The 25,049-nt window shown below is 69.4% G+C and carries 22 protein-coding genes; 15 read left to right on the top strand and 7 right to left on the bottom strand.

Features of this window, described 5'->3' with window-relative positions:
- Positions 1–11: 11 nt before the first annotated feature.
- Both JOD67_RS29115 and JOD67_RS29110 read left to right on the top strand, forming a co-directional pair.
- On the top strand, positions 12–1,802 hold the full coding sequence (locus JOD67_RS29115) for an HSP90 family protein (RefSeq protein WP_307782594.1): 1,791 nt from the start codon (positions 12–14) through the stop codon (positions 1,800–1,802).
- The gene (locus JOD67_RS29110; protein WP_205120895.1) at positions 1,799–4,540 is read left to right on the top strand and encodes a hypothetical protein; all 2,742 of its coding nucleotides are present in this window, start codon (positions 1,799–1,801) and stop codon (positions 4,538–4,540) included. The genes JOD67_RS29115 and JOD67_RS29110 overlap by 4 nt, the downstream gene beginning before the upstream one ends.
- A gap of 303 nt (positions 4,541–4,843) precedes the next feature.
- Here the strand turns inward: JOD67_RS29110 and JOD67_RS29105 are convergent, their stop codons facing one another.
- The gene (locus tag JOD67_RS29105; RefSeq protein WP_205120894.1) at positions 4,844–5,176 is read right to left on the bottom strand and encodes a Fe-S cluster assembly protein HesB; all 333 of its coding nucleotides are present in this window, start codon (positions 5,174–5,176) and stop codon (positions 4,844–4,846) included.
- Positions 5,177–5,264: 88 nt separating this feature from the next.
- On the opposite strand from JOD67_RS29105, the gene JOD67_RS29100 reads away from it, so the two are divergent.
- The 4 genes from JOD67_RS29100 to JOD67_RS29085 are packed head-to-tail and all read left to right on the top strand — an operon-like array spanning position 5,265 to position 7,999.
- On the top strand, positions 5,265–6,005 hold the full coding sequence (locus tag JOD67_RS29100) for a CPBP family intramembrane glutamic endopeptidase (protein ID WP_205120893.1): 741 nt from the start codon (positions 5,265–5,267) through the stop codon (positions 6,003–6,005).
- A gap of 16 nt (positions 6,006–6,021) precedes the next feature.
- The gene (gene recO / locus JOD67_RS29095) at positions 6,022–6,759 is read left to right on the top strand and encodes a DNA repair protein RecO (protein WP_205120892.1); all 738 of its coding nucleotides are present in this window, start codon (positions 6,022–6,024) and stop codon (positions 6,757–6,759) included.
- On the top strand, positions 6,756–7,553 hold the full coding sequence (locus JOD67_RS29090; RefSeq protein ID WP_307782593.1) for an isoprenyl transferase: 798 nt from the start codon (positions 6,756–6,758) through the stop codon (positions 7,551–7,553). Before recO ends, JOD67_RS29090 begins: the two co-directional genes overlap by 4 nt.
- Positions 7,554–7,555: 2 nt before the next feature.
- Complete coding sequence (locus JOD67_RS29085; protein ID WP_205120890.1) at positions 7,556–7,999, top strand: NUDIX hydrolase; 444 nt, start codon at positions 7,556–7,558, stop codon at positions 7,997–7,999.
- Here the strand turns inward: JOD67_RS29085 and JOD67_RS29080 are convergent.
- The 5 genes from JOD67_RS29080 to JOD67_RS29060 all read right to left on the bottom strand — a co-directional run bounded on the left by JOD67_RS29080 (position 7,996) and on the right by JOD67_RS29060 (position 11,798).
- Positions 7,996–8,421, bottom strand: coding sequence for a Fur family transcriptional regulator (locus tag JOD67_RS29080; RefSeq protein ID WP_205120889.1), 426 nt, complete (start codon positions 8,419–8,421; stop codon positions 7,996–7,998). The genes JOD67_RS29085 and JOD67_RS29080 overlap by 4 nt on opposite strands.
- Before the next feature lie 30 nt (positions 8,422–8,451).
- Positions 8,452–9,408, bottom strand: a complete 957-nt coding sequence (locus tag JOD67_RS29075; protein ID WP_307782592.1) for a metal ABC transporter permease — start codon at positions 9,406–9,408, stop codon at positions 8,452–8,454.
- Positions 9,409–9,411: 3 nt separating this feature from the next.
- A complete protein-coding gene (locus tag JOD67_RS29070; protein ID WP_307782591.1) occupies positions 9,412–10,194 on the bottom strand; it encodes a metal ABC transporter ATP-binding protein in 783 nt (260 codons plus the stop codon).
- Complete coding sequence (locus JOD67_RS29065; protein ID WP_239554091.1) at positions 10,191–11,132, bottom strand: metal ABC transporter substrate-binding protein; 942 nt, start codon at positions 11,130–11,132, stop codon at positions 10,191–10,193. The genes JOD67_RS29070 and JOD67_RS29065 overlap by 4 nt, the downstream gene beginning before the upstream one ends.
- A 276-nt stretch (positions 11,133–11,408) precedes the next feature.
- On the bottom strand, positions 11,409–11,798 hold the full coding sequence (locus JOD67_RS29060; RefSeq protein WP_205120888.1) for a DUF6703 family protein: 390 nt from the start codon (positions 11,796–11,798) through the stop codon (positions 11,409–11,411).
- A 481-nt stretch (positions 11,799–12,279) separates the two neighbouring features.
- On the opposite strand from JOD67_RS29060, the gene JOD67_RS29055 reads away from it, so the two are divergent.
- The 4 genes from JOD67_RS29055 (at position 12,280) to JOD67_RS29040 (ending at position 17,370) form a co-directional block, all read left to right on the top strand.
- Positions 12,280–13,662: a glycine--tRNA ligase gene (locus tag JOD67_RS29055; RefSeq protein ID WP_205120887.1), complete on the top strand. Its 1,383-nt coding sequence runs from the start codon at positions 12,280–12,282 to the stop codon at positions 13,660–13,662.
- Positions 13,663–13,670: 8 nt separating this feature from the next.
- Positions 13,671–14,408, top strand: a complete 738-nt coding sequence (locus JOD67_RS29050; protein ID WP_205120886.1) for a hypothetical protein — start codon at positions 13,671–13,673, stop codon at positions 14,406–14,408.
- An 83-nt stretch (positions 14,409–14,491) separates the two neighbouring features.
- Entirely contained in the window at positions 14,492–15,559 is a 1,068-nt protein-coding gene (gene dusB / locus JOD67_RS29045; protein ID WP_205123215.1) for a tRNA dihydrouridine synthase DusB, read from the top strand.
- 128 nt (positions 15,560–15,687) lie between these two features.
- A complete protein-coding gene (locus JOD67_RS29040; protein ID WP_205120885.1) occupies positions 15,688–17,370 on the top strand; it encodes a DUF4091 domain-containing protein in 1,683 nt (560 codons plus the stop codon).
- Positions 17,371–17,469: 99 nt separating this feature from the next.
- Here the strand turns inward: JOD67_RS29040 and JOD67_RS29035 are convergent, their stop codons facing one another.
- Entirely contained in the window at positions 17,470–18,468 is a 999-nt protein-coding gene (locus tag JOD67_RS29035; protein ID WP_205120884.1) for an NAD-dependent epimerase/dehydratase family protein, read from the bottom strand.
- A 94-nt stretch (positions 18,469–18,562) separates the two neighbouring features.
- Here JOD67_RS29035 and JOD67_RS29030 point away from each other — a divergent pair, with 94 nt between their 5' ends.
- The 5 genes from JOD67_RS29030 to ppdK all read left to right on the top strand — a co-directional run bounded on the left by JOD67_RS29030 (position 18,563) and on the right by ppdK (position 25,027).
- Positions 18,563–19,096: a TetR/AcrR family transcriptional regulator gene (locus tag JOD67_RS29030; protein ID WP_205120883.1), complete on the top strand. Its 534-nt coding sequence runs from the start codon at positions 18,563–18,565 to the stop codon at positions 19,094–19,096.
- Positions 19,097–19,224: 128 nt separating this feature from the next.
- A complete protein-coding gene (locus JOD67_RS29025) occupies positions 19,225–20,913 on the top strand; it encodes an alkaline phosphatase D family protein (protein WP_239554090.1) in 1,689 nt (562 codons plus the stop codon).
- A 74-nt stretch (positions 20,914–20,987) separates the two neighbouring features.
- Positions 20,988–21,398 carry a hypothetical protein gene (locus JOD67_RS29020; protein ID WP_205120882.1) on the top strand — a complete coding sequence of 137 codons (411 nt, stop codon included), beginning with the start codon at positions 20,988–20,990 and terminating at the stop codon, positions 21,396–21,398.
- A gap of 66 nt (positions 21,399–21,464) precedes the next feature.
- A complete protein-coding gene (locus JOD67_RS29015; protein WP_205120881.1) occupies positions 21,465–22,304 on the top strand; it encodes an oxygenase MpaB family protein in 840 nt (279 codons plus the stop codon).
- 29 nt (positions 22,305–22,333) lie between these two features.
- Positions 22,334–25,027: a pyruvate, phosphate dikinase gene (ppdK, locus tag JOD67_RS29010; RefSeq protein ID WP_205120880.1), complete on the top strand. Its 2,694-nt coding sequence runs from the start codon at positions 22,334–22,336 to the stop codon at positions 25,025–25,027.
- Positions 25,028–25,049 lie beyond the last annotated feature (22 nt).

The raw sequence follows: 25,049 nt of genomic DNA, 5'->3' as shown, positions 1-25,049 counted from the left end.
CGTGTCAGCCAGTGGGGGAGAACAAGAACCTGAACCGCACCTTCCAGGTCGATCTTCGTGGAGTCGTCGACCTGCTCAGTCACCACCTGTACAGCAGCCCGCGGGTGTACGTTCGCGAGCTGCTGCAGAACGCCGTCGACGCCGTCACCGCCCGCCGCGCACAGGACGCGAGCGCGCCGACCGAGATCGACGTGGCCGTCGCCGACGGTACGTTCACGATCACCGACAGCGGCATCGGCCTCACCGAACAGCAGGTGCACGAGTTGCTCGCGACCATCGGCCGCAGCTCCAAGCGCGACGACCTCGGCTTCGCGCGGCACGAGTTCCTGGGCCAGTTCGGCATCGGCCTGCTGTCGGCGTTCCTCGTCGCCGACGAGATCCGCGTCGTCACGCGTTCGGTCGCCGGCGACCCGGCCGTCGAGTGGGTCGGCCGCGGCGACGGCACGTACCAGATCGGCCCAGGCAGCAGGGACGCCCCCGGAACGACGGTCACCCTCAAGACAAGGGCGGGCGCCGAGCAGTGGTTCGAGGTCCCGACCGTCAAAGAGCTCGCGGCGCTGTACGGCTCGATGCTCCCGTTCCCCGTCACCGTGGCCGGCCAGCGCGTCAGCGGCGACGGCACGCCCTGGCGCGCCGACGAAAGGCCGAGCGGCCTGCGTCAAGCCGACCTTGTCGGCTACGCCCAGGACACGTTCGGCTTCACGCCGTTCGACGTGATCGAGCTCGACGTCCCCGAGGCCGGCCTGTCCGGCGTGGCGTACGTGCTGCCGTTCCCGGCGAACCCCGCCGACCGCGGCGGAAACCGCGTCTACCTCAAGCGCATGCTGCTCGCGGAGACCGCCGAAGGCCTGTTGCCGAAGTGGGCGTTCTTCGCCCGCTGCGTCGTCGACACCGCCGAGCTGCGGCCCACCGCGAGCCGGGAGGCGCTGTACGACGACAGCCTGCTCGACGCGACCCGCGAAGCGCTCGGCGACCAGCTGCGCGGCTGGCTGGTCGGGCTCGCCCGTACGGACTCGAAGAAGCTGGCGCGGTTCCTCGGGATCCACCACCTCGGCGTCAAGGCGCTCGCCCTGCACGACGAGGAGATGCTTCGCCTGGTCGACCTGTGGATGCCGGTGGAGACCAACTTCGGGCGGATGACGCTGTCGGACTTCCGCGCGCGCTACGGGACGATCCGCTACACCGCGACCACCGACGACTTCCGCCAGCTCGCGGCGGCCGCCGCAGCGCAGGACCTCGCTTTGGTCAACGGGGGTTACGCCTACGACACCGAGATCATCGAACGGCTGCCTCAAATCGATCCGTCGCTCGTCGTCACCAGGCTCGACCCGACCGACCTCGCCACCACGTTCTCGGCGCTGGAATCCCAAGAGGAGTTGGCACTTCGCCCGTTCCTCGCGGCCGCCCAGCGCGCGATGGACCCGATGGGCTGCGAGGTCGTGCTGCGTTCGTACGACCCGACCTCGCTGTCCGTCCTGTTCCTGATCGACCGCGCCGCGGCGTTCCAGAACGAGCTGCGCGCCACCCGCGAGAGGGTCGACGAGCTGTGGGCAGGAGTGCTGTCGGCGTTCGACAAACCGACGACCGACCGGCCACAGCTCGTGCTCAACCACCGCAACCCGCTCGTCAAAAGGATCTGCGGCCTCACCGACCCGGAGCTCGTCCGGCTCGCGGTGGAGGCGCTGTACGGTCAGGCCCTGCTGCTCGGGTACCACCCGATCCGCCCTGCCGACGCGCAGCTGCTCAACCGTTCGTTCCTCGGCCTGCTCGACCAGGCCGTACCCACGGAGGACCACCAGTGAACGAGGACGAGCTGCGCGAGCGGTTGTGGAACGCGGGAAACCTGCCGTTCGGACGCGGCCAGATCGCGGTGGTCGAGGAGGTCGTCCGGCACGCCGACGCGCTCGGCGCGAAGGACCTCCAGTTCGCCGCGCGGATGCGGGCGACGCACGCGTACACCTACGGCGGCGAGCCGGGGAAGTCGTTCGTCACGTTCTCGTGGTGCCTCGACGCGTACGACCGCGGCGAGGTGAAGCTCGAGGGCGAGGACGTCTACACGCTGCTGTGGCATTTCAAGTGGATGGTCAACGCCCTCACGAAGTTCCCCGAGGTGCCGCTCGACCGTACGTACGCGGTGCTGGACGACATGGAACGCCGCTACCGTCTCGCGGGGGAGTCGCTGAACCCGGTTCACCAGTACCGCCAGCAGGTCGCGGCGCACGTCGGCGACGTCGAGACGGCCCGCGAGCAGTACCGGCTGTGGTGCGCCGCGCCCCGCGGTGAGCTGTCGGACTGCGTCGGCTGCGAGCCGACCGCGAAGGTGAATCACCTGCGCTGGTTGGGACAGGACGAGGAAGCAGTCGCGCTCGGTCTGAACGTCCTCAGCGGCGAGCTGACCTGCATCGAGCAGCCGCACTCGATGCTGACCGCACTGCTCCCGCCGTACCTGCACACCGGGCGGCTGGAGGAGGCGGCCGCGGCCCACCGGCAGGGGTATCGCGCGCTTCAGGCCAACCGCGCCGAGCTCGAGTACGTCGGCGACCACATCGCGTTCTGCGGCCTGACCGGCAACCAGGCAAGGGCGCTCGAGCTGATCGAACGGCATCTGCCGTGGCTCGACGAGGCGCCGTCGCCGTGGGCGGACATGCGGTTCAGCGCGTCCTGCGCGCTCGTTCTGGAGCAGGTGTCGGCGGGCGGCGGCAGGCACCTGCCCGTCGGCGAGGAGTCCGTCGGCGCGTTGGCCGACGAACTGCGCACCCGCGCGCTCGACCTGGTCGCGCGCTTCGACGCCCGGAACGGAACGGACACGCAGGGAAGGGCGATCAGGGACCTGCTGAACGCCGAGCCCGTCACCGACCACCTGCCGCTGTCCGGGCCGGCTCGGCGTGCGGCGGCCGCCCAGCAGACCGCGCCCGCCTTGCCACCGCTGCCCGAGTCGCCGCAGGAGCTCGCCGATCACGCGCTGCTGCAAGGGCGCCTCGGTAATCTCGCCGCCGAAGCGGCCGCCTGGGCGCGCTTCGACGAGGTGTGCCCCGAACCCCAAGGCCTGTTGCTCGCTCAGCGACTGGCCGCGCGGGCGATCGACCTCATGGCGACCGGCGACGAGGAAGGATGGGACCTCGGGAAGCAGGCGGCTGCTCTGTATGCCGAGGGCGGAGACGAGGTCCGCCGGCAGGTCATGCTGTCCCGCCTCGGGATCCCGCGCGGCGCCGAGGAGTTGGCGCCGGACGACCTCGCGGACATCGAGAACGCGATCGCGACGCTGTCGACCCTCGGAGACCCAGACGAGGAAGCACGGGCGTGGGTGTCGCTCGGCATGGCTCGGCTCGTCCTGGGTCAGCTGGACGAGGCGTCCGCGGGGCTCGAGCACGCCGACGGGCTGGCCGTGTCGCCGGCACTGCGCGGGAGCATCGCGCAGCACCTGGCGGACGTCGTGTCCCATCGCGACGACGAGGAGGCGCTCACGATCGCGTTGGCACACCTGGACCGGGGCATCACGCTCTACCAGGAGGCCGGCGGTGACTGTGGCCGCCTCCGCCACCTGCAGTTCATGGCCGCCGGCTTCCAGGCGGCGAACGGCGAGCTGGAGAAGGCGTTCGACCTGACCGGGTTGGCTGCCAGCGTCGACGAACCCACCTTGCGTGGCGAGGCGCTGTACCTCCGCGGCCGGCTCGGGCTGGACCTCGAGCGCATGCAGGAGGCGTACGAGGCGCTCACCGGCGCGGTCGCGGACCTGCTGGCGGTGTCGGACGTGGAGCGGGCCGCGTACGCGCGGGTGGAGCTGACGTACGCCGCGCACACCGCGGGCCACCTCCACGAGGCAGCCGACGCGGCCGAAGAGGCGATCCCCGTGCTGGAGCGCCTCGGCGACGCGGACGAGACCGCGCGCGCGAAGTTCCTGCTGGCCAAGGTGCATCGCGACCTCGACCAGCCCGACGCCGCGCTGGCGCTGCTCGACGACGTCGTCGCGCACTGCCTCGCGCAGGAGAACGTCGCCGGTGCCGGACAGATGCACGCGACCGCGGGGGAGCTCCTCGACAAGGCCGACCGGGACGCCGCGGCGGCGGAACGGTTCACGCTGGCGGCCGAGGCGTACGCGACTCTCGAGGCTGGAGCGCCGGACCAGCTGGAGAACTGGGCCCGAGCCGCCAAGTCGTGGCACTGGGCGGAGGACAACGAGCGTTCGTTCGCCGCGCTCGCCCGAGCCGACGCGGTCGCCACGACGCTCACCGGCGACGAGCCCGAGACGGTCTGGAAGCGTGCGTTGCTCAGCTACGAGGGAGCACGCCTGCTGGCGGCGGCGGAGAGGTTCGAGGAGGCGCTGCCCCGGACGATCGAGGCGAGCGCGGGATTCCGGTCGATCGGCGAGCTGGCGGAGGCCACGATCGCCGAGACGTTGCGAGGTCGGCTGCTCGTCGACCTGGACCGGCCGAAGGAAGCCGAGCCGGTGCTCGCGGCGGTGCTGGAAGCCTTGCCGGCCGAGGACTCAGACCGGCGGGAAGAGATCCAGGCCCTGCTCGAAGAAGTCAGACGGTCTTAGGCCCTGTCTGGCAAAGATCGCCTGGCGCGCGACACCCCACATCCCGTCTGGCCGCGGTGCACATCGTCACCCATATAACCAATATGAGTTCCTCCTGCACCACGCCCATACGGGCGCGGGGCGCCGCGCGCCATCGCGCTACGCGCGATGACCGGCGCTATTTGCCAGACAGGGCCCAGACGTTGCAGGAGGTCGGTCACCCGCCGCATCCATGCGGATCACCGACCTCCTGCCCGCGGCCCGAGTGCCCCTACCCAGCACACGGACGCGGCCGCCCCTCACAGAGGGCTCATCTAGATCGAGTCAGTCCTGGGGCTGCTGCCCGTTCGACTGCTGCGTGTCCGCTCGCGCCGCCGCCTGGGACGCGAGGAAGAACTGCACGCTGCCCTGTTCGTCGACCTCGGCGTCCAGGATCATCTCGTCCAGCATGTCGTGGGCGTGCTCGCCGAGGAAGACGCGTGCGCCCTGGTCCTCGACGACCGAGTCACCCTGAACGGGCTCTGGCGCGACGCCGAGCTGCAGGCTCTCCAGATTCTCCTGGCGAGCCGCGATGCGCAGACCGGAGCTGTCCGGCAACGCATCGTTGCTGGTCAGCGACTTGATGACTGTCGCGGCGTTGTTCGTCAGTGTGAGCACGAAGACGTCTCCTAGCAATTCTTTCGACGGTACGTCCTGAAACCCCCTGCCCGGGTCGAGGAGGCGCAAACATCGAGGAGCCGGAAAGATGGGAACGGTGACGTACCCGTACGGCCCGCCTCCACCGCCCGCCACACAGGACTTCGCCGCGACCCAGGTCCTGCCCGCGCCGCGCTGGGGAGTACTGCACGCGATCGGGTCGCTGCTCGGTTTCGTGGTGATCTCGTTCGGCCTGGCGCTGGCGTTGCCGGTCTACCTCGGTGTCGACGCGGTGACCGCCAGCATCATCGCGACGCCGGTCGCGTGGCTGAGCCTGGCGGGCTGGCCGTTGCTCGTCGCCCGGGCGCGCGGGAACGGGGTCCGGGCGGATCTGCACCTGACGTTCCGCTGGGTGGACCTCGGCATCGGCATCCTGGGCGCGGTCGTGGTCTTCGCCTGTGCGGCCGCGTTCGTCGTGATCTACGCCGGCATCACCGGCACGCAGCCGACCTCGACCGTCGGCACGGTCGCGACGAACGCCAGCGCGCCGTGGCAGGTGTACTTCCTGGCGGTGATCGCGGTGCTGGCACCGTTCGTCGAGGAACTGCATTTCCGTGGGATGTGGTGGTCGGCGCTCCGCCGCCGCGGCCTGCACCGTTGGCTGACGTTGCTGGTCACGGCCCTGCTGTTCGCCGTCGTGCACCTGGAGCCGACTCGGGTGGCGCTGCTGTTCGCCGCGGGGCTGGTGCTCGGTTTCGTCCGCATGCAGACCGATCGGCTCGGGCCGGCGATCGTCGTCCATTTGATCATGAACGCGATCGCGGCGCTTTCGCTGCTTTCGCTCGCCTAGCTGAGACACTGTTCCGGTGACCCTGTACGTCGACGAAGCCGTGGTGCTGCGCACGCAGAAGCTCGGCGAGGCCGACCGGATCATCACGCTGTTGACCCGGCACCACGGCCGGATCCGCGCGGTGGCCAAGGGCGTGCGGCGTACGACGTCCCGGTTCGGCGCTCGACTGGAGCCGTGCAGCCAGGTCGACCTGCAGCTCGCGGTCGGCCGGTCGCTCGACGTGATCACCCAGGTCGTGACGATCGCCCCGCACGGCGAGGCGATGTGCACCGACTACCCGCGGTACACCACGGCGACCGCGATGCTCGAGGCGGCGGAACGGCTCACCGCGGAGGAGCGCGAGCCGGCCACCCAGCAGTACCTGCTGCTCGCCGCCGCGCTCAAGTCGATGGCGTCGAACGCGCACGACGCGGGGCAGATCCTCGACTCGTTCCTGCTGCGCTCGTTGGCGGTCGCGGGGTACGCGCCGTCGTTCGACGCGTGCGCGCGCTGTGGCAGCGACGGGCCGCACCGGGCTTTCGCGCCGGCGGCAGGTGGGATGATCTGCGCGAACTGCCGGCCGACCGGCGTGGCTATGCCGGCGGGCGAGACCATCGTCCTGCTCGGCGCGCTGCTGGCGGGGGACTGGGCGGTGGCCGATGTGGCCGAGCAACGGCACCAACGAGAGGCGACGGGGTTGGTTTCCGCTTACCTGCAATGGCATCTGGAGCGTGGGTTGCGTTCGCTGCCGCACGTCGAGCGGATCGCGCGGTGAGCCCGCGTCGCCGTACGTTCTCCCCGCCCGAGCCGCATCCCTCGGGTGCTCGGCCGCCAGTGCTGCCGTCGGAGCTGGTGCCGCGGCACGTCGCGCTGATCATGGACGGCAACGGGCGCTGGGCGAAGGCGCGCGGGCTGCCGCGGACGAAGGGGCACGAGCAGGGGGAGAGCTCGCTGTTCGACGTGATCGCGGGTGCGGTCGAGATCGGCGTGAAGTACCTGTCGGCGTTCGCGTTCTCCACCGAGAACTGGCGGCGGTCGCCGGACGAGGTGCGGTTCCTGATGGGCTTCAACCGCGACGTGATCCACCGCCGCCGCGACGAGCTCGACGCGATGGGCGTGCGTGTGCGGTGGGCGGGTCGTCGGCCGCGACTGTGGCGGTCGGTGATCTCGGAGCTGGAGTCCGCAGAGCGGCAGACGGTCGACAACGACGTGATCACGTTGCAGTTCTGCGTGAACTACGGCGGCCGCGCCGAGATCGGTGACGCCGTGCGTGCGATCGCCGCCGATGTGGCCGCGGGGCGGCTGCGGGCGGATCGGGTCGACGAACGGACGGTGGGGAAGTACCTGTACCACCCGGACATCCCGGACGTGGACCTGGTGGTGCGGTCGTCCGGGGTGCAACGGGTGTCGAACTTCCTGCTGTGGCAGGCGTCGTACGCGGAGATCGTCGTCCTGGACACCTTGTTCCCCGACTTCGACCGCCGCGACCTGTGGCGCGCGATCGAAGAGTTCGCCAAACGCGACCGCCGCTACGGCAAAGCCGAATCCACCCGCGGCACCATCCGCTAGCTGTGCTCGCGCTCCCGGTCGTCCAGCCCGACGGCTGCACCCTGTTCGGATTCGACCGGGCCACCCAGGAGGGACCGCTCACCGCATCGCTGGTGGTGCTCTGGCGTGGTGAGGAGTGCCTGCAGGTCTTCAACCGGTTTCGCCAGGTGTGGGAGCTGCCCGGCGGCATGATCGATCCGGGGGAGACCTCGCGCGATGCGGCGTTCCGCGAGCTCGCGGAGGAGAGCGGGCAACGGCCCGACGAGCTCGACTTCGTGGCGTTCGCGCACTGCTGGTACGCGCCCGCCGAGCGGGTCGAGTCGCTGGCGATCTATCGCGGCGTGATCGACCGGCCATTGCCGTTCGAGCCGAACGACGAGATCTCCGAGATCATCTGGTGGAATCCCGCCGATGCCCTCGACGGGGTGGCGCCCATCGATGGCGCGCTCGTCCGGTTGTGTGGCTAGCGCGGCTGTTTCTTGGCGCAGTCGGCGCAGGTGCCGAAGACTTCGAGGGTGTGGGTGACGTCGACGAAGCCGGCTTCGGCGGCGACGCGGTCGGCCCACTTCTCCACCGTGGGACCTTGCACTTCGACCGTTCGGCCGCACGAGCGGCAGACCAGGTGGTGGTGGTGCCGCGCGTTCTCGCAGCGACGGTAGACGGTTTCGCCGTCGTCGGTGCGGATCGCGTCCACCTCGCCGGCGTCGGCGAGGGACTGCAGCGTTCGGTAGACCGTCGTCAGGCCAACCGCGTCACCCTTCGAGCGCAACAACGCGTGGATCTCCTGCGCGCTCCGGAAGTCCTCGACGTTGTCGAGCAACTCCGCCACCGCCGTGCGCTGCCGGGTCGACCGCAGCCTTGGGCTGGTCTTCACGTCGATACCTCCCATCACGCCAGCTTACCCAGGAGTAGCCCGACTTCAGTGCTCGTCATAGTGCGCCCCATGCACGGCGTGTCGGTGGCCGTCGTGCAAATAGTCCACGTGATCCTCGTGCGTCACCACCTCGTGACCGCACGTAGGACCATGCCGGTGCAGGTGGTCCTCGGCCTCCGAATGCGAACGCCGGAACGCCGCCGCCCACACCATCGAGCCGATCGTCGCGACCAGGAAGAAGCCGATCGCCAGCAGCACGATCGTTCCGCCGGACGGGGTGTCGGCATAGAACGACGTCACCACGCCGCCCACGCTGACGAGCACGCCGATCACCATCGCGGCGCCCAACGTTCCGACGAACGAACGACCCAACCGCTGCGCCGTCGCCACCGGAACGATCATCAACGCGCTCACCAGCAACAGCCCGACGACGCGCATCGAAACGACAACGGTGACCGCGACCATGATCGCGAGCAGGATGTTCATGCCCAGCACCGGCAGTCCGGACGCCCGCGCGTACTCCTCGTCGCCGCCGACCGTGTACAGCACGCGCGACAAGCCGACCGCGGTCACCAGCACGACGACCGCGAGTACGGCGAACACCGCGAGGTCGTTCGGCGTCGTCGAGGTGATCGAGCCGAACAGGTACGCGGTCACGCTCGCCGGCGTCCCGCTCGGTGCCTTCGCCAGCAGCACGACGCCGCCCGCGATGCCGCCGTAGAACAGCACTGCCAGCGCCACATCGCTCGACGTTCGGCCGCGCGCCCGCATCAGCTCGATCGCCACCGCACCCGCGACCGTCACCGCGAGCGCGACCCACACCGGCTGTTGCCCGGTGAGCAGGCCGAGGCCGACGCCGGTGAGCGCGACGTGGCCCATGCCGTCGCCGATCAGCGCGAGCCGCCGCTGCACGAGGTAGATGCCGACCGCCGGCGCGGTCAGGCCGATCAGCAACGCGGCGAGCAGCGCCCGTTGCATGAAGCCGAACTCGAGGATCTCCACCGGTCAGCTCGATCCGTTGAGATTGCCTAGCTGTACGGTTTCGCTCGCTGGCGTTGGGGATCCGGCGTGCGGGTCGCCATTGCCGTACCGGTCGAGCAGCGCCTGGTCCGGTGCGCCGTCGTGCACGACGTGGCCGTGGCTGAGGACGACCGCGCGGTTCAGCAGCGCGGCGATCGGTCCGATCTCGTGCGTGACGAGCAGCAGCGTGACGCCTCGTTCGACCAGATCTCCCAACGTACGCGCGAGAATCTGCTGGTTCGGCGCATCGACGCCGGCGAACGGTTCGTCCATGATCAGCACGTCCGGCTGCCCCGCGAGGGCGCGGGCGATGAGCGCGCGACGCTGCTGGCCGCCCGACAACGTGGACACCGGCGCCGTGAGCTTCTCGGTCAGCCCGACGGTGGCGATCGCGTCGCAGACGACCTCGCGGTCGGCCGAGCCGAGGAACGGCGCGAACAACGGCCGCCTCGACAGCCGTCCGGAGCTGACGACCTCTTGCACGGTGGACGGAACGCCGCCGCCGACGGTGTGGCGTTGGGGAACGTACCCGAGCCTGCCGCGGTCCTTGAACCGCGCCGACGGAACGCCGAACAGCTCGATCGTGCCGGCCGCGAGCGGGGTCAGCCCGAGGATCGCGCGGATCAGCGTGGACTTGCCGGACCCGTTCGGACCCAGCAGTGCCACCACCTCACCGGTCGCGACGTCGAGGTCGACCTGCCGGAGCGCCGGCCGGTCGCCGAACGCCACGGTGGCGCCGCGGACCCTGATCGCGGGTGCGTCGGTCACGAACAGCTCTGACCCTTCTCGAGCGCCTGCAGGTTGGCTCGCATGACGCCCGGGTAGTCCTTGGCGGCGGAATCGTCGGTGACGCCCTCGAGCGGATCGAGCACGGCCGTCTGCGCGTTGGTCTCGCGGGCGACGGTCTCGGCGATCGTGGGGCTCACCAACGTCTCGTAGTAGATCGTACGGACCTGGTGATCGCGAACGAACTTCGACACCTCGGCGAGTTTCGCCGGCGACGGCTCCTGCTCGGGCGTGAGGCCGCTGATGCCGACCTGGGTGAGGCCGTAGCGGTCGGCGAGATAGCCGAACGCCTGGTGGCTGGTGACGAGATCCTTGTTCTGGCAGCTGGCGAGGCCCTGCTTGAACTCCTCGTCGATGGCTTTGAGGTCTTGGCTCAGCTTGGCGGCGTTGTCCTTGTACGCCTGGGCGTTGTCTGGGTCGACCTCGGCGAGCTTGTCCGCGATGGCCGTACCGACCTTGGCGAGCCTGGTCGGGTCGAGCCAGAAGTGCGGGTCGTGCTTGAGCTCCTCGGCGGCGTGCGCCTCTTCGCCTTCGTGCTCCTCCTCGACCGCGGGGCGGCTGAGGTCGGCGGCCGTGCTCACTTCGAGGCTCCGGTCCTTGGCCTCCTGCTCGACGGCGTCGTCGACGGCCGGCTGGAAGCCGTGCAGGAAGACGACCAGGCCGGCCTCGCTCAGCTGCGCGACGTCCTGCGGGGTGAGCTCCAGGTCGTGCGGCTCGGCGCCGGGCTTGGTGAGGTTGCTGACCGTGGCGTGGTCGCCGGCGACCTGCTCGGTCGCGTACTGGAGGGGATAGAACGCGGTGACGACCTCGAGCTTGTCACCGCCGCCCGTACCGGCGGTGCCGTTGGTCCCGCAAGCCGCGAGCGCGAGGGCGCCGACCACGGCGAGGGCGGGCAGAAGTCGAGAAGCACGCAAGAACATGAGAATCATTCTCAACTTACTCTTCGTAACTGTCAAACTGGCTCTATCTCAAGATACACACAGTGCGTGACCAACTACGAGGCGTTGTCGAGCACGGGGGGGTCATCGCCCGGCGTCGCGTGCTGCCGCCAATGATCATGTTTACACGGTCATTGGGTGCTTTACGTGGAGTCGGCGCCAGGTGAAGTGCCTGCTCGCCGTGTAAACATGATCATTGGACGATCGGCGCACGCGGCAAAGGCGGATGGTGCCCAGCTGGCTGGTGGCTGCGGCTGGCTACGTGACGGCGCGCATGACGACGGCGGCGACCGCGAGAACGAGCGCGACGATGCGGACCAGCCGCCGGCTGCCGTGCACCTCGGGCCAGGCCAGGTAGGTCAGCCAGCCGAGGAATGCGACCGCCACGGCGAGCGCGGGTACGGCGACCACCTTCGGCGCGAGCAGCCCGGCGACGAGCAGGACGACCAGCCCGCCGACCACGAGCCAGCGCGGCTGCCGGTGCAGACCGCGGAGGACGGGATAGCTGACCCGTTCGACCTTGCCGCGGAACCCCGGCGACGCCGGCCGCATGGCCTCCGGTCGCGCACCAGCACCAGCACCGGCGCCCGCGGGTGCGGCGGGACGCGAACGGGCAGCGCCCTGCTGGGACCGACGGCGGTTGGACATGCACGGAGCCTACGTCCCAGCCCTCCCCGTTCCGAATGAGGGCGTCCCTCTATCGAAACCTGACCGGTGTTGGGTCGGGGGCACCCTCGTCCCAACGGCCGCCCATCCGCCAGCTGCCCGCCAGGCCCCGTGATCATGAACGTGATCATGAAGGCGAACTGGTCGAATACGCCGGGTTTGCCTTCACGATCACGTACATGATCACGGGCAGGGGTCGCGCGCAGAGGTTGGGGTGAGGGGCGCCCTGGTCCCATAGGTTCGGACAGGGGTCCCCCGACCCAGCCAACCCCAGCCACGTCCGCCTCGAAAGCGTCGCGGCGGAGAATCGGGGCAAAGGCGCCCAGATCGGCCACGACATGCCGCGCCGGGCCGTGCGTTCGGTCACATCTCACGGGTGGGCCGGCAAGCCAACCCCTTGCGCACCTGGCTATCGTGGGACGACTTGCCCTCGCCGACAGCCAGCCGGATGGAGAGTCCAGGCGTGCCAGTAGATCGCATCGAGTCCCTCGTCAGCCTCTGCAAGCGACGCGGGTTCGTCTTCCCGTGCGGCGAGATCTACGGTGGCACCCGCTCCGCCTGGGACTACGGTCCGCTCGGCGTCGAGCTCAAGGAGAACATCAAGCGCCAGTGGTGGCGCAGCATGGTGCAGGGCCGGGACGACATCGTCGGTCTCGACTCGAGCGTGATCCTCCCCAAGCAGGTCTGGGAGGCCTCCGGCCACGTCGAGGCGTTCGTCGACCCGCTCACCGAGTGCCAGGCCTGCCACCGCCGGTTCCGCGCCGACCACCTCGAGGAAGCGTTCGAGGCCAAGCACGGACGCCCACCCCAGCCGGACCTCTCCGACGTCAACTGCACCCACTGCGGAGCGAAGGGCGCGTTCACCGAGCAGCGCATGTTCAACGGCCTGCTCAAGACCAACCTCGGGCCGGTCGAGAGCCAAGAAGGCCTGCACTACCTCAGGCCAGAAACAGCCCAGGGCATCTTCGTGAACTTCGCGAACGTCATGCAGGCCGCCCGCAAGAAGCCGCCGTTCGGCATCGCGCAGGTCGGCAAGTCGTTCCGGAACGAGATCACGCCCGGAAACTTCATCTTCCGCACCCGCGAGTTCGAGCAGATGGAGCTGGAGTACTTCGTCGAGCCCGGCACCGACGAGCAGGCGCACGACGAGTGGCTGCAGGCCCGCTGGGACTGGTACGTCGGCCTCGGCATGAACCCCGACAACCTCCGCTTCTTCGAGCACCCCAAGGAGAAGCTCTCCCACTACTCCAAGCGGACCGTCGACATCGAGTACCGCTTCCGCTTCGGCGGCGACGAGTTCTCCGAGCTCGAGGGCATCGCCAACCGCTTCGACTACGACCTCAACGTGCACTCGCAGAAGTCGGGCGTCGACCTGTCCTACTTCGACCAGGAGAAGGGCAAGCGCTGGACGCCGTACGTCATCGAGCCGTCCGCCGGCCTGACCCGCTCCGTGCTCGCGTTCCTGCTCGACTCCTACACCGAGGACGAGGCCCCGAACGCCAAGGGCGTGCTCGAGAAGCGCACCGTGCTGCGGCTCGACCCGCGCCTCGCCCCGGTGAAGGTCGCCGTGCTCCCGCTGTCCCGCAACCCCGACCTGTCGCCCAAGGCCAAGCAGCTCGCGAGCACGTTGCGGATGTCGTGGAACGTCGAGTTCGACGACGCCGGCGCGATCGGGCGCCGCTATCGCCGGCAGGACGAGATCGGTACGCCGTACTGCGTGACGATCGACTTCGAGTCGCTGGAGGACGACGCTGTGACCGTGCGCGAACGCGACTCGATGAAGCAGGAACGGGTACCCGCCGCCGAGGTGCCGGGCTACCTCGCGCAACGGTTGGTTGGTTGCTGAGGTCGCGAATGAAACCCACCGCTCCACTGCGCCTCCTGACCGCGATCGCCGCGGCCGGGACGCTCGGCGTCGCGGTCGCCGCCGGTCTGGGCGCGTTCGACTCGACGCTGCTGGTGGCGCATTCGACGAACGCCAACGAGGACGCCAACGCGCCGAAGCCGAAGACGCAGGACCCGCCGACCAAGTCCAGCGCCCCGTCCCCGCCACCGTCGCCGAGCAAGCCCGTCACGCTGCCCGCGCTGAAGCAGCCGGCGAAGGCGTTCCCCAACCCCAAGGTCCCGAAGGCCCCAGACGACGACACCCCGGAGCTGACCCGGCTCGACTTCAGCCTGCGCCAGATCGCATGGAACTCCCTCGGCGTGTACGACAAGAAGGCCGAGACCGACTGCGACATCTCCGAGAGCAAGCTCGCCGAGCGCGGCGACCACTCGTTCGCCTGTGACGTGATGCTCACCGGCGGGATCACGGTCCGGTACGAGATCGACGCGACCGTGGGCACCAAGGACGTCAAGCTCAAGTGGAACGCGACGTACCTCCCGGTCTCCAAGCCGAAGGCGCTGCACGAGCTCACCCGCCAGTCCTACAAGCCGGCGAAGGTGGCCTGCTCGATGGAGGCGCTGAAGCTGGTCAAGGTCGGCAAGAACGACGGCCTGTCCTGCACGGTCACCGACATCACCGGGACGAACACGACCTACTTCGGCGAGCTGCTGAACGACGGCTCGCTGATCTTCCTGCCGGCCAAGTAGGCCCACGTACCATCGACACCGTGCCCACGCCCCCGCTCCGGATCGGTCCGCTGACCGTTGACCCGCCCGTCGTGCTCGCGCCGATGGCCGGTGTCACGAACGCCGCGTTCCGTGCGCTCTGCCTTGAGCAGGGCGCGGGGCTGTACGTCTGCGAGATGATCACCTCCCGCGGGCTCGTCGAGGGTGACGAGAAGACCCGCGACATGCTGGTGTTCTCGCCCGGCGAGACCGTGCGGTCGGTGCAGCTGTACGGCGTCGATCCCACCTACGTCGGCAAGGCGACCGCGATCCTGTGCGAGGAGTACGGCGTCCGGCACGTCGACCTGAACTTCGGCTGCCCCGTACCCAAGGTCACCCGGCGCGGCGGGGGAGCGGCGCTGCCATGGAAGCGCGTGCTGCTCGGCCGCATCCTGTCCGCGGCGGTCGAGGCGGCCGCGCCGTACGGCGTACCGGTGACGATGAAGACCCGCAAGGGACTCGACGACGACAAGCTGACCTACCTCGACGCCGGTCGGATCGCCGAGGAGTCCGGTGCCGCGGCGATCGCGCTGCACGGGCGGACCGCGGTGCAGCACTACTCCGGCAAGGCGGACTGGTCGGCGATCGCCAACCTGGTCGAGCATGTCTCGATCCCGGTACTCGGCAACGGCGACATCTGGGAGGCGTCCGACGCGTTGCGCATGGTGTCAACCACAGGTTGCGCCGGTGTGGTCGTCGGGCGCGGCTGCCTCGGAAGGCCTTGGCTGTTTCGCGATCTGGCCGCGGCGTTCGCTGGCGAGGACGCGCCGCCGTTGCCGACGTTGGGCGAGGTCGCGGTGATGATGCGCCGCCACGTCGAGCTGCTCGCGTCGTACGACGGCGAGGACCGCGCCTGCCGGGAGTTCCGCAAGCACGTCGCGTGGTACCTCAAGGGCTTCTCGGTCGGCACCCGCGTACGCACCGAGCTCGGCATGCTCTCCTCGCTCGACGAGCTCGACCGGCTGCTCGCGGAGCTGGACCCGGCAGAGCCGTTCCCGGCGCACGAGCTCGGCCAGCCGCGCGGCCGCCAGGGTGCGCCGCGGCCGGTCACGCTGCCGTACGGCTGGCTCGACGACACCGACGGGACGCGCGACGAGCTGTCCGCCGCCGAGCTCGGCATCTCCGGCGGCTGACCCGTCTTTCGCGCGGAGTGCGACGTAAAGCCTCCGTTCTGGCCACAAGTGTCCACCGCTTCTTGCTGACTCGACGGCCGATCCCGCCGTAATAATGACGGAGACCAGTCGAATCAGCGGGAGGGCATATGCGACGGGCAGCGGCAGTGTGGACGGTGGGGCTCGGGTTGATCCTGGTCGCGGCCATGAGTGGTCCGGCGTACGCCGCGGGGCCCGAGGTGTGGACGGCGAACGCGTTCGAACAGATCCTTCAGCCCACGCCCCGCCCGGCGGGCGCGGCGACGTCGATCAGCTGGGACGCCGCGCGCAACGAACGGCAGTCGGCACAGGTGTTACTCAGGCACACCGCCGCGTTCACGGTCACCGGCGTCACGTTCACCGACCTCGCCGGGCCGGCGACGCTCGGCCGCGGCAACCTGAGCTTCAAGCTCCAGCAGTACTACGACGCCGACGGCAACGGTGGCGGGCACCCCGATCCGCTCAGCAACGACCCGACGGTCGCGGTGGGTGCGAACGCGACGCAGGGCATCTGGTTGACCGTGGACGTGCCGCGCGGCCAAGCGGCAGGCCCGTACAGCGGCAACGCCACCGTCCACACCACCGCCGGCGAGAAGGTCGTGCCGATCGCACTCACGGTGTACGCGGTCGAGATTCCCGACCCGGCCGACAGCGAGTACGTCTCCGGTACGTGGAGCGTCTTCATGAACGGCTACGCCGACTCCGACGGTGGGATCATCGCCGACGAGATCTGGGACAAGTACCGGTACCCGCGCTACTCGCCGCAGTGGTGGACGCTGATGGACAACATCGCCGAGGAGATGAAAGCCCAACGCCACAACCAGTTGCACGTCTCCATCGACCTCGTGCTCGACGGCGGCAGCCGGCTCGTGAACGGGCAGTACACGTTCGACTGGAGCCGCTTCGACCAGTTCATCGAACGCTTCCTCGCGCACGGCGCGGTCACGACGTTCCGCGGCAACCCGCTGCTCAACGCTGGGCCCGGTGGATCGAACAAGGTCTGGATCATCAACAGTAGTGGGAAGATCGGCCAAGCCGCCGTCGGCTCGGTGGACGCGAACCGATGGCTGAACGCGTACATCCCAGCCCTCAAAGCCCATCTGGACGCCAAGGGCTGGACCGCGCGGTGGTACCAGACGATCAGCGACGAGCCGTCGAACCCGTCCAACTACGCGGACCTGGTGGCGCTGTACCGCTCGTACTTCGGCCCGATCTCGACGATCCAGGACGCGATCAACGGACGCTCGACCGACTACGTGGGGAGCGTCGACATCTGGATCCCGAGCGTGCAGGAGTTCGAGGACGCCGACGGTTGGTACGGCGGCCGCCAGGAGCTCGGCGAGCAGGTGTGGAGCTACACCTGCGGCTTCTGCTCCGATCCGGCGGACGGCTGGCTCGACCGGATGACCCTGCAGGCGCCGTCGACCGCGAAGCTGATCGCGTGGGGCAACTACCGGTACGGGATCACCGGTTTCTTCCACTGGGGTTACAACGCGTGGGCCGAGTCGGGCTACACCGGAACGGGCGGCGGCGAGCCGCGGCCCGGTGACGGCTACATCGTCTATCCCGACCCGGCGAACACCACGGTGCGGAGCTCGGTGCGCGGCATCGCGACGCGGGACGGCCATGAGGACTACGAGCTGCTGCGCATCCTGGGTGAGCGCGACCCGGCCGCGGCGCACGACCTGGCGCGTTCGCTGGTCGAGTCGTTCGACGTCTACAGCACCGATCCGGCCTTCATCGCCCAACAGAGCAAGGCACTCCTCGTCGCCGCAGCCAACGCGGTCAACTGAGCGGAGTGATCATGTACGTGATCATGAAGGCAAACCCGGCGTATACGACCAGTTTGGCTTCACGATCACGTACATGATCACGCGGCGGGGTGGGTCGGGCTAAACGGCGTTGTGCTCGATGAGGCTTCGGCCGCAGTCGAGGACGGTCTCGGCCGCGGGGCGGGGCTGCCAGCCGAGCACGCGCTTCGCCTTGCCGATGCTGTGCCGGTGCCGGCGGCCGAGCGACACGGTGATCTCGCGCAGCGACGGGTCGAACCGCGCGGCGAGGCGGACGACGAAGTCCGGGAGCTGTCGGGTCGGGACCTTGCGGCCGAGCCCGTCCCGCAGCGTCACCGCCAGGTCGCGCATCCACAGGAACTCGCCCGTCCCCAGGAACCGCTCGCCCGCCGCCTCCGGAGCCGTCATCGCACGCACGTGCAGGTCGGCGAGGTCGCGGACGTCGACGACCTCCAGTCCGATGCGGGGAACGCCCGGCGTCCGGCCGGCGAGCATCCGCTGCACGATCGCCACCGAGCCGATCGTGCTGGTCGCGAGGATCGGCCCGAACACCGCGCCGGGCAGCACGGTCGTCAGCTCCGTCGTACCGCCGTGGTCGCGGATGTAGTCCCACGCCGCGCGCTCGGCCGCGGTCTTCGACCGCCGGTACGGGATCAGCGTCGGGTCGTCCGGGTCGGTCCACAACGTCTCGTCGGTCACGCCTTCGGTGTTGTACGACGACGGGCTCGCCGCGTTCGCCGCCGACGTCATCACGACCCGCTTCACCCCGGCCGCGACCGCCGCGCGCAGCACCCGGAGGGTGCCCTCGCGGGCCGTCTCTACGATCGTGTCCGGGCCGTCGGTCTGGCTGATGCCCAGCGGCGACGCGACGTGCAGCACGTAGTCGACGTCCTTCATCGCCTCCGCCCAGCCCTCGTCGGAGGTAAGGTCGGCGACCGCGAACCCCAGCCGGTCGCTCGCCCCGACCGCCTCGCGGACGGCCGCCTCCCGGTTCGTCGAACGGAGGGTCGTCCGCACCTCGTACCCGCGCTCGAGCAGCGCCGCGATGCACCACCCCGCGACATACCCGGTGCCTCCGGTGACCAGGACCAGCTCGTTCATCGACATCTCCTGTATAGGATGAAACGGAGAGCCCTCCGTTACGATCGAGACGTTACCGGAGCCCCCTCCGGTTCGCAAGGAAGGAGCGTCACCCGTGGCTCGCGCGGACGCCGTCCAGAACCGCGAACGCCTGCTCGCCGCCGCCCGTGTGTCGTTCGCGAAGTCGGCCGACGCCTCGCTCTCCGCCGTGGCCAAGCAGGCCGGCGTGGGCATCGGCACGCTCTACCGGCATTTCCCGACCCGCGAGTCGCTGATCGTCGCGCTCTACCGGCACCACATCGAACGGCTGATCCAGCTCGTCCCGGCGTTGCTCACCGAGCGGAAGCCGCTGGAGGCGCTGCGGGCCTGGTTCGCGGAGGTCGCGAGGTACGGGCGGATGAAGTACGGCATGTCGGAGGTGATCCACGCGGCGGTGAACGACGCCGAGTACTACGGACCCTTCGTCGGCGCGATCCGGCAGCTGCTCGACGCGGGTGTCGAGGCGGGCACGCTCAAGAAGGGGATCGACCCGGAGGACGTCCTGCTCCAGCTCAGCGTGCTCTGGCGCCTCGACCCGGCGAACGACGGCGAGGCGCGGGCGAAGCGGATCGTCGAGCTGATCATGGACGGACTCCGCGCACGGCAATAGCCCCAGCAGCGAGGTCGCCTGTCCGAAGCCGGTCGGGACTCGACACTGCTGGCCATCCGCCCGTTGCCATTCCCTCACCTGCTGGGGCAATCGTGGCCCGCGAGCCGAATCTCCCGCGGAGGTGCATTTTGTCCCAGCCCACATCGGCGCTTGGCCGTCGTACGTTCGTCGTCGGCGGCCTCGCCGCCGGCTCGCTGCTCGCGCTGCCAGCCTTGCCAGAGATCGCGAGCGCGGGCGCCAAGCCCAGCTACCTGCGCCAGAACCCGTTCACGCTCGGCGTCGCGTCCGGCGACCCCAGCCCCGACGGCGTCGTCCTGTGGACCCGCCTCGCCCCCACGCCGCTCGCCGAGGACGGGCTCGGCGGCATGCCGAACGAGTCCGTGCCGGTCCGCTGGCAGCTCGCGAAGGACGAGCGGTTCCGCCACGTCGTCCGCCAGGGCACGGCGATCGCCCGCCCCGAGCACGGCCACACCGTGCACGTCGAGCTGACTCACCTGCAGGACGACCGCGAGTACTGGTACCGGTTCCGGGTCGGCCCGTACGTGACCGTGACCGCGCGCACGCGGACCGCCCCGCACCCGAACGACTGGGGCAGCAAGCTGGAGATGAGCTTCGTCTCCTGCAGCCAGTACGAGCACGGCCTGTTCACCGCGTACGGCGCGCTCGCCGCCGACGAGCCCGACCTGATCCTGCACCTCGGCGACTACCAGTACGAGTACACGAAGAACGCCTACGTCGCGCCCGGTGGGAACGTGCGCGACCACGAAGGTCCCGAGACGATCACGCTGGAGACGTACCGGCAGCGGCACGCCCAGTACAAGACCGACCCGCACCTGCAGGCGGCGCACGCGATCGCGCCGTGGCTCGTCGTGTGGGACGACCACGAGCTCGAGAACAACTGGGCGGACGAGTCGCCCGAGGCCGGCACTCAGACGCCCGCCGGCGAGGCGTTCCTGACTCGGCGCGCGGCCGCGTTCAAGGCCTACTACGAGAACATGCCGCTGCGCCGTACGTCGATCCCGCGCGGCATCGACATGCAGCTGTATCGGCGGATCCGCTGGGGCAAGCTGGCCAACTTCCACATGCTCGACACCCGCCAGTACCGCGACGACCAAGGCTGCAACGACGGCTACAAGGACTGCTCGGCCGCGGTCGACCCGGCCCGCTCGATCACCGGCGGAAAGCAGGAGGAGTGGCTGATCGACGGCTTCCACCGCTCGCGGGCGCGGTGGGACGTGATCGGCCAGCAGGTGTTCTTCGCGCAGCGCGACAACAACGCGGGTCCGTTGAAGGTGACGAGCATGGACTCGTGGGACGGGTACGTGGCGTCGCGGTCGCGGATCACGCAGGGCTGGCTGGACGCCGACGTACGCAACCCGGTCGTGCTGACCGGCGACGTGCACGCGCACTGGGCTTCGGAGCTGAAGACCGACTACGACGACCCGACCGGCCCCTCGGTGGGGACGGAGCTGGTGTGCTCGTCGATCACGTCGGGCGGTGACGGCGGCGACTCCAACCCGGCCGACCACCCGTTCCTGCAGATCAACCCGCACCTGAAGTTCTACAACAACCTGCGCGGGTATGTGCGGACGACGATCTCGCGGGACGAACTGCGGGCCGACTTCCGTTGCCTGCCGACCGTTCGGTCGGAGGGCGTGCCGGCGTTCACGCGGCGGTCGTACGTCGTCGAGGACGGCGACCGGACGCTGCACCAGGTGTACGACAAGCCGCCCGCCGCCGCGGCGCGGGCACTGGCCGGCGCGGATGCGCAGGCGATCATCGACGCGACGGTGGCCTGGGAGACCGCGCGTCCATGAGCACCCGCTGACGGGGAGCCCGTGCCGTGCTTCTGGGCGCGGGCTCACCCCTCGGAGGCGTAGTCTGTGCGGCTATGCCCGTGCATGACTTCGTCCTCCTCCACTGCCCGGTCGACGAGCTGCCGCCGCGGTTCGAGGATCCCCGTTACGACGCCGTGAAGGCCTCCCCTCCGGCCGGCTGCGTACCGGCCGACTTCGACGGCATGTTCGGGCTGAACTGCCGGCGCGAGGCGCCCAGGCTGCTGGACGCGGTGCGCGAGGTGTGCGCGGAGGTCCGGGCCGAGCACGGCTTCCTGCTGAACGACCTGGGCGTGGAGAAGCTCTGGGAATGGTCCGACGACGGAACGGACGGGCACGGCGCGGCGATCACCGGCCAGCTCCTCCTGATGGCCGCGCACCGAGCCGGTGTCGCGGGCTACACGACCGACGACCTGGTGTCGTTCCTGCACACCGTCTCCCCACCTGCTCCGCCCGTCACGCGTTAGCGAACGTGACGAGCGTGACGTTCGCGGGCCATGGACCGGGCAGGGACGGCGGCGTACGTTCAGCTCATGGACGAAGGCCTGTTCGGACCCCGATCGGTCACCTGGCGGGTCCACGTCGATCCGATCCTCTGGGTCGCCGGCTTCCGCGCCCTCTTCCTGCAGTCCCTGAACGCGCGCGTGATGCGCGCCACGTATCAGAACTCCGCGCTGTTCGACCGCAAGAAGGCGTGGGCGAGGTTCCTGCGCACGACCGAGTTCGTGACCGTGCGGACGTTCGGTAGCACCGACGAGGTCGAACGGCTGGCCCGGCGTGTGCGCGACATCCACGAGAGCCTCACCGGGTACGACCCGGACACCGACGAGACGTTCCGGCTCGACGAGGTCGACAGCCTGCTCTGGGTGCACTGCGGTGAGATCGACTCCTACGTCGACATCGCGGGCCGCTCCGGCATCCTCGACAACGACAGGGACGCCGACCAGTACGTCGACGAGCAGCGGCGGGCCGCCGAGGTGGTCGGCATCCCGTACGACAGCGTGCCGAAGTCGCGCGGAGAGCTCGCCGACTACTTCGACGGGCTGCGGCCAAAGCTCTATGCGAGCGACGAGGCCAAGCAGGGCTTGCGAAACACGTTCAACCCGCCGCTACCCAAGAATCTCGCATTCCTCAAGCTCGGCACCCCGGGCCTGATCGTGCTCGCGTTCGCGAGCATGCCCGGCTGGGCGCGCCGCATGTACGGCGTGCCCGTCCTTCCCACGACGGACTTCACGACCACGCTCACGCTCAAGGCCGTGCGCACCGCTCTCAAGGCCGTTCCCATGCCCGTTCACCCCGCGGTCAAGCGCGCCCGGCAGCGGTTGCGCGAGGAGCGACGTGTGTTCACCCCGGTTACGGGGCATCCCACGTAGCGAGAACCTGTCACGGGAAGGAGCTGGCCGTGCCCACGTACGTGTACGACTTCTCCGAAGGCAACAAGGGCATGAAGGACCTGCTCGGCGGGAAGGGCGCCAACCTCGCCGAGATGACGAACCTCGGCCTGCCTGTCCCACCAGGCTTCACGATCAGCACGGAGGCCTGTCGCGCCTACCTCGAGACGGGCGACGAACCCGACGGGCTGCGCGACGAGATCTCCGAGCACCTCACCGCCCTGGAGAAGGAACGCGGCAAACAGCTCGGCCAGCCTGCCGATCCGCTGCTGGTGTCGGTGCGGTCCGGCGCGAAGTTCTCGATGCCCGGCATGATGGAGACCGTTCTCAACGTCGGGCTCAACGACGAGTCCGTGCACGGCCTCGCCACGCAGGCGAACGACGAACGCTTCGCCTGGGACTCCTACCGGCGGCTGCTGCAGATGTTCGGCAAGACCGTTCTCGACATCGACGGCGAAGCGTTCGAATCCGCTTTGGAGGAAGCGAAAAGTCGTGCCGGCGTGGCGAACGACGTCGACCTCGACGCGGACGCGTTGCGCGAGCTGGTCGAGACGTTCAAACAGCTCGTCGAGCAGCACTCCGGCCGCGACTTCCCGCAGGACCCGCGCGAGCAGCTCGACCTCGCGGTGCGCGCCGTCTTCGAGAGCTGGAACGCGCCGCGCGCGATCCTGTACCGACGGCAGGAACGCATCCCCACCGACCTCGGCACCGCGGTCAACATCGTCGCGATGGTGTTCGGCAACCTCGGTCCCGACTCCGGCACCGGCGTCGCGTTCACCCGCGATCCCGCGAGCGGCGCGCAGGGCATCTACGGCGACTACCTGCAGAACGCGCAGGGCGAGGACGTCGTCGCGGGCATCCGCAACACCGTTCCGCTCGCCGATCTCGAGGGCATCGACAAGCAGAGCTACGACCAGCTGCTCGAGATCATGGAGATCTTGGAGAACCACTACCTCGACCTGTGCGACATCGAGTTCACGATCGAGCGCGGCAAGCTGTGGATGTTGCAGACTCGGGTCGGCAAACGTACGGCGGCGGCCGCGTTCCGCATCGCCACGCAGCTCATCGACCAGGGCCTGATCGACGAGGACGAGGCGCTCCGGCGCGTCGACGGTGCCCAGCTCGCGCAGCTGATGTTCCCGCGGTTCGACAGCGACGCCGAGAAGAAGCGGATCGCGACCGGCATGAACGCCTCGCCGGGGGCGGCGGTCGGCCGGGCCGTCTTCGACTCGTACACGGCGATCAAGTGGTCGCGGTCGGGGGAGAAGGTCATCCTGTGCCGGCGCGAGACCAACCCAGACGACCTCGGCGGCATGATCGCCGCCCAGGGCATCCTGACCAGCCGCGGCGGCAAGACGTCGCACGCGGCGGTCGTGGCGCGCGGGATGGGCAAGACCTGCGTTTGCGGTGCGGACAAGCTCGACATCGACACCAAGCAGCGGCAGTTCACCGCGCCGGGCGGCATCACGGTCGACGAGGGCGACGTGATCTCGATCGACGGGACGAACGGCGAGGTGTACCTCGGCGAGGTTCCGGTCGTCGACTCGCCGGTGGTGCGGTACTTCGAGCGCGAGATCGAGCCCGACGCGGACGAGTTGGTGGCCGCCGTTCACCGGATGATGACGCTGGCCGACGATCGGCGGATCATGCGCGTACGTGCGAACTCCGACACCCCCGAGGACTCCGCGCGGGCCCGCCGGATGGGCGCGGAGGGCGTGGGCCTGTGCCGGACCGAGCACATGTTCCTCGGCGAGCGGCGCAAGTACATCGAGCGGTTGATCCTCGCCGACAGCGACGAGGAGCGAGAAGACGTGCTGGCGACGCTGTTGCCGCTGCAGCGGGACGACTTCGTCGGGATCCTGGAGGCCATGGACGGGCTGCCGGTGACCGTACGGCTGCTCGACCCGCCGCTGCACGAGTTCCTGCCGGACATCACCGAGCTGTCCGTCCGCGTCGCCGTCGCCGAGGCGACCGGCGACGCGCACGAGGGCGACCTCCGGCTGCTGCAGGCGGTGCACAAGCTGCACGAGCAGAACCCGATGCTCGGGCTGCGCGGCGTACGGCTCGGGCTCGTCGTTCCAGGCCTTTTCACCATGCAGGTCAGGGCAATCGCCGAAGCGGCGGCGACGCGCATCGAGGCCGGCGGCAATCCCGTTCCCGAGGTGATGATCCCGCTCGTCGGCGCGGTGCAGGAGCTCGAGCTGATCCGCGACGAGACCGTCAAGGTGCTCGCATCGGTGCGGGAACGGACCGGCGTGGAGCTCAAGATCCCGATCGGCACGATGATCGAGCTGCCCCGAGCCGCGTTGACCGCTGGTCGGATCGCGGAGGCGGCGGAGTTCTTCTCGTTCGGGACGAACGACCTCACCCAGACCACATGGGGGTTCAGCCGCGACGACGTCGAGGGCGCGTTCTTCTCTGCGTACTTGGAGCGCGGGATCTTCGGCGTCTCGCCGTTCGAGTCGATCGACGTGGAGGGCGTGGGAGAGCTGGTGCGGTACGCGACCCGCGCGGGTCGGGCGGCTCGGCCGGACCTCAAGATCGGCGTCTGCGGCGAGCACGGCGGCGACCCGGAGAGCGTGCACTTCTTCGCCGAGGTGGGCCTGGACTACGTGTCCTGCTCCCCGTTCCGGGTGCCGGCCGCGCGCCTGGAGGCGGGACGTGCGGTGGTGCTGAAGGACGCGAATACGTCATTTGACGGATAGGCACGGGTGGCGGGCGCGCCTA

The organism is Tenggerimyces flavus (assembly GCF_016907715.1).
Classification (GTDB): Bacteria; Actinomycetota; Actinomycetes; order Propionibacteriales; family Actinopolymorphaceae; genus Tenggerimyces; species Tenggerimyces flavus.
The sequence above is the reverse complement of the archived record's forward strand: the minus strand, read 5'-3'. Positions and strand labels throughout refer to the sequence as shown.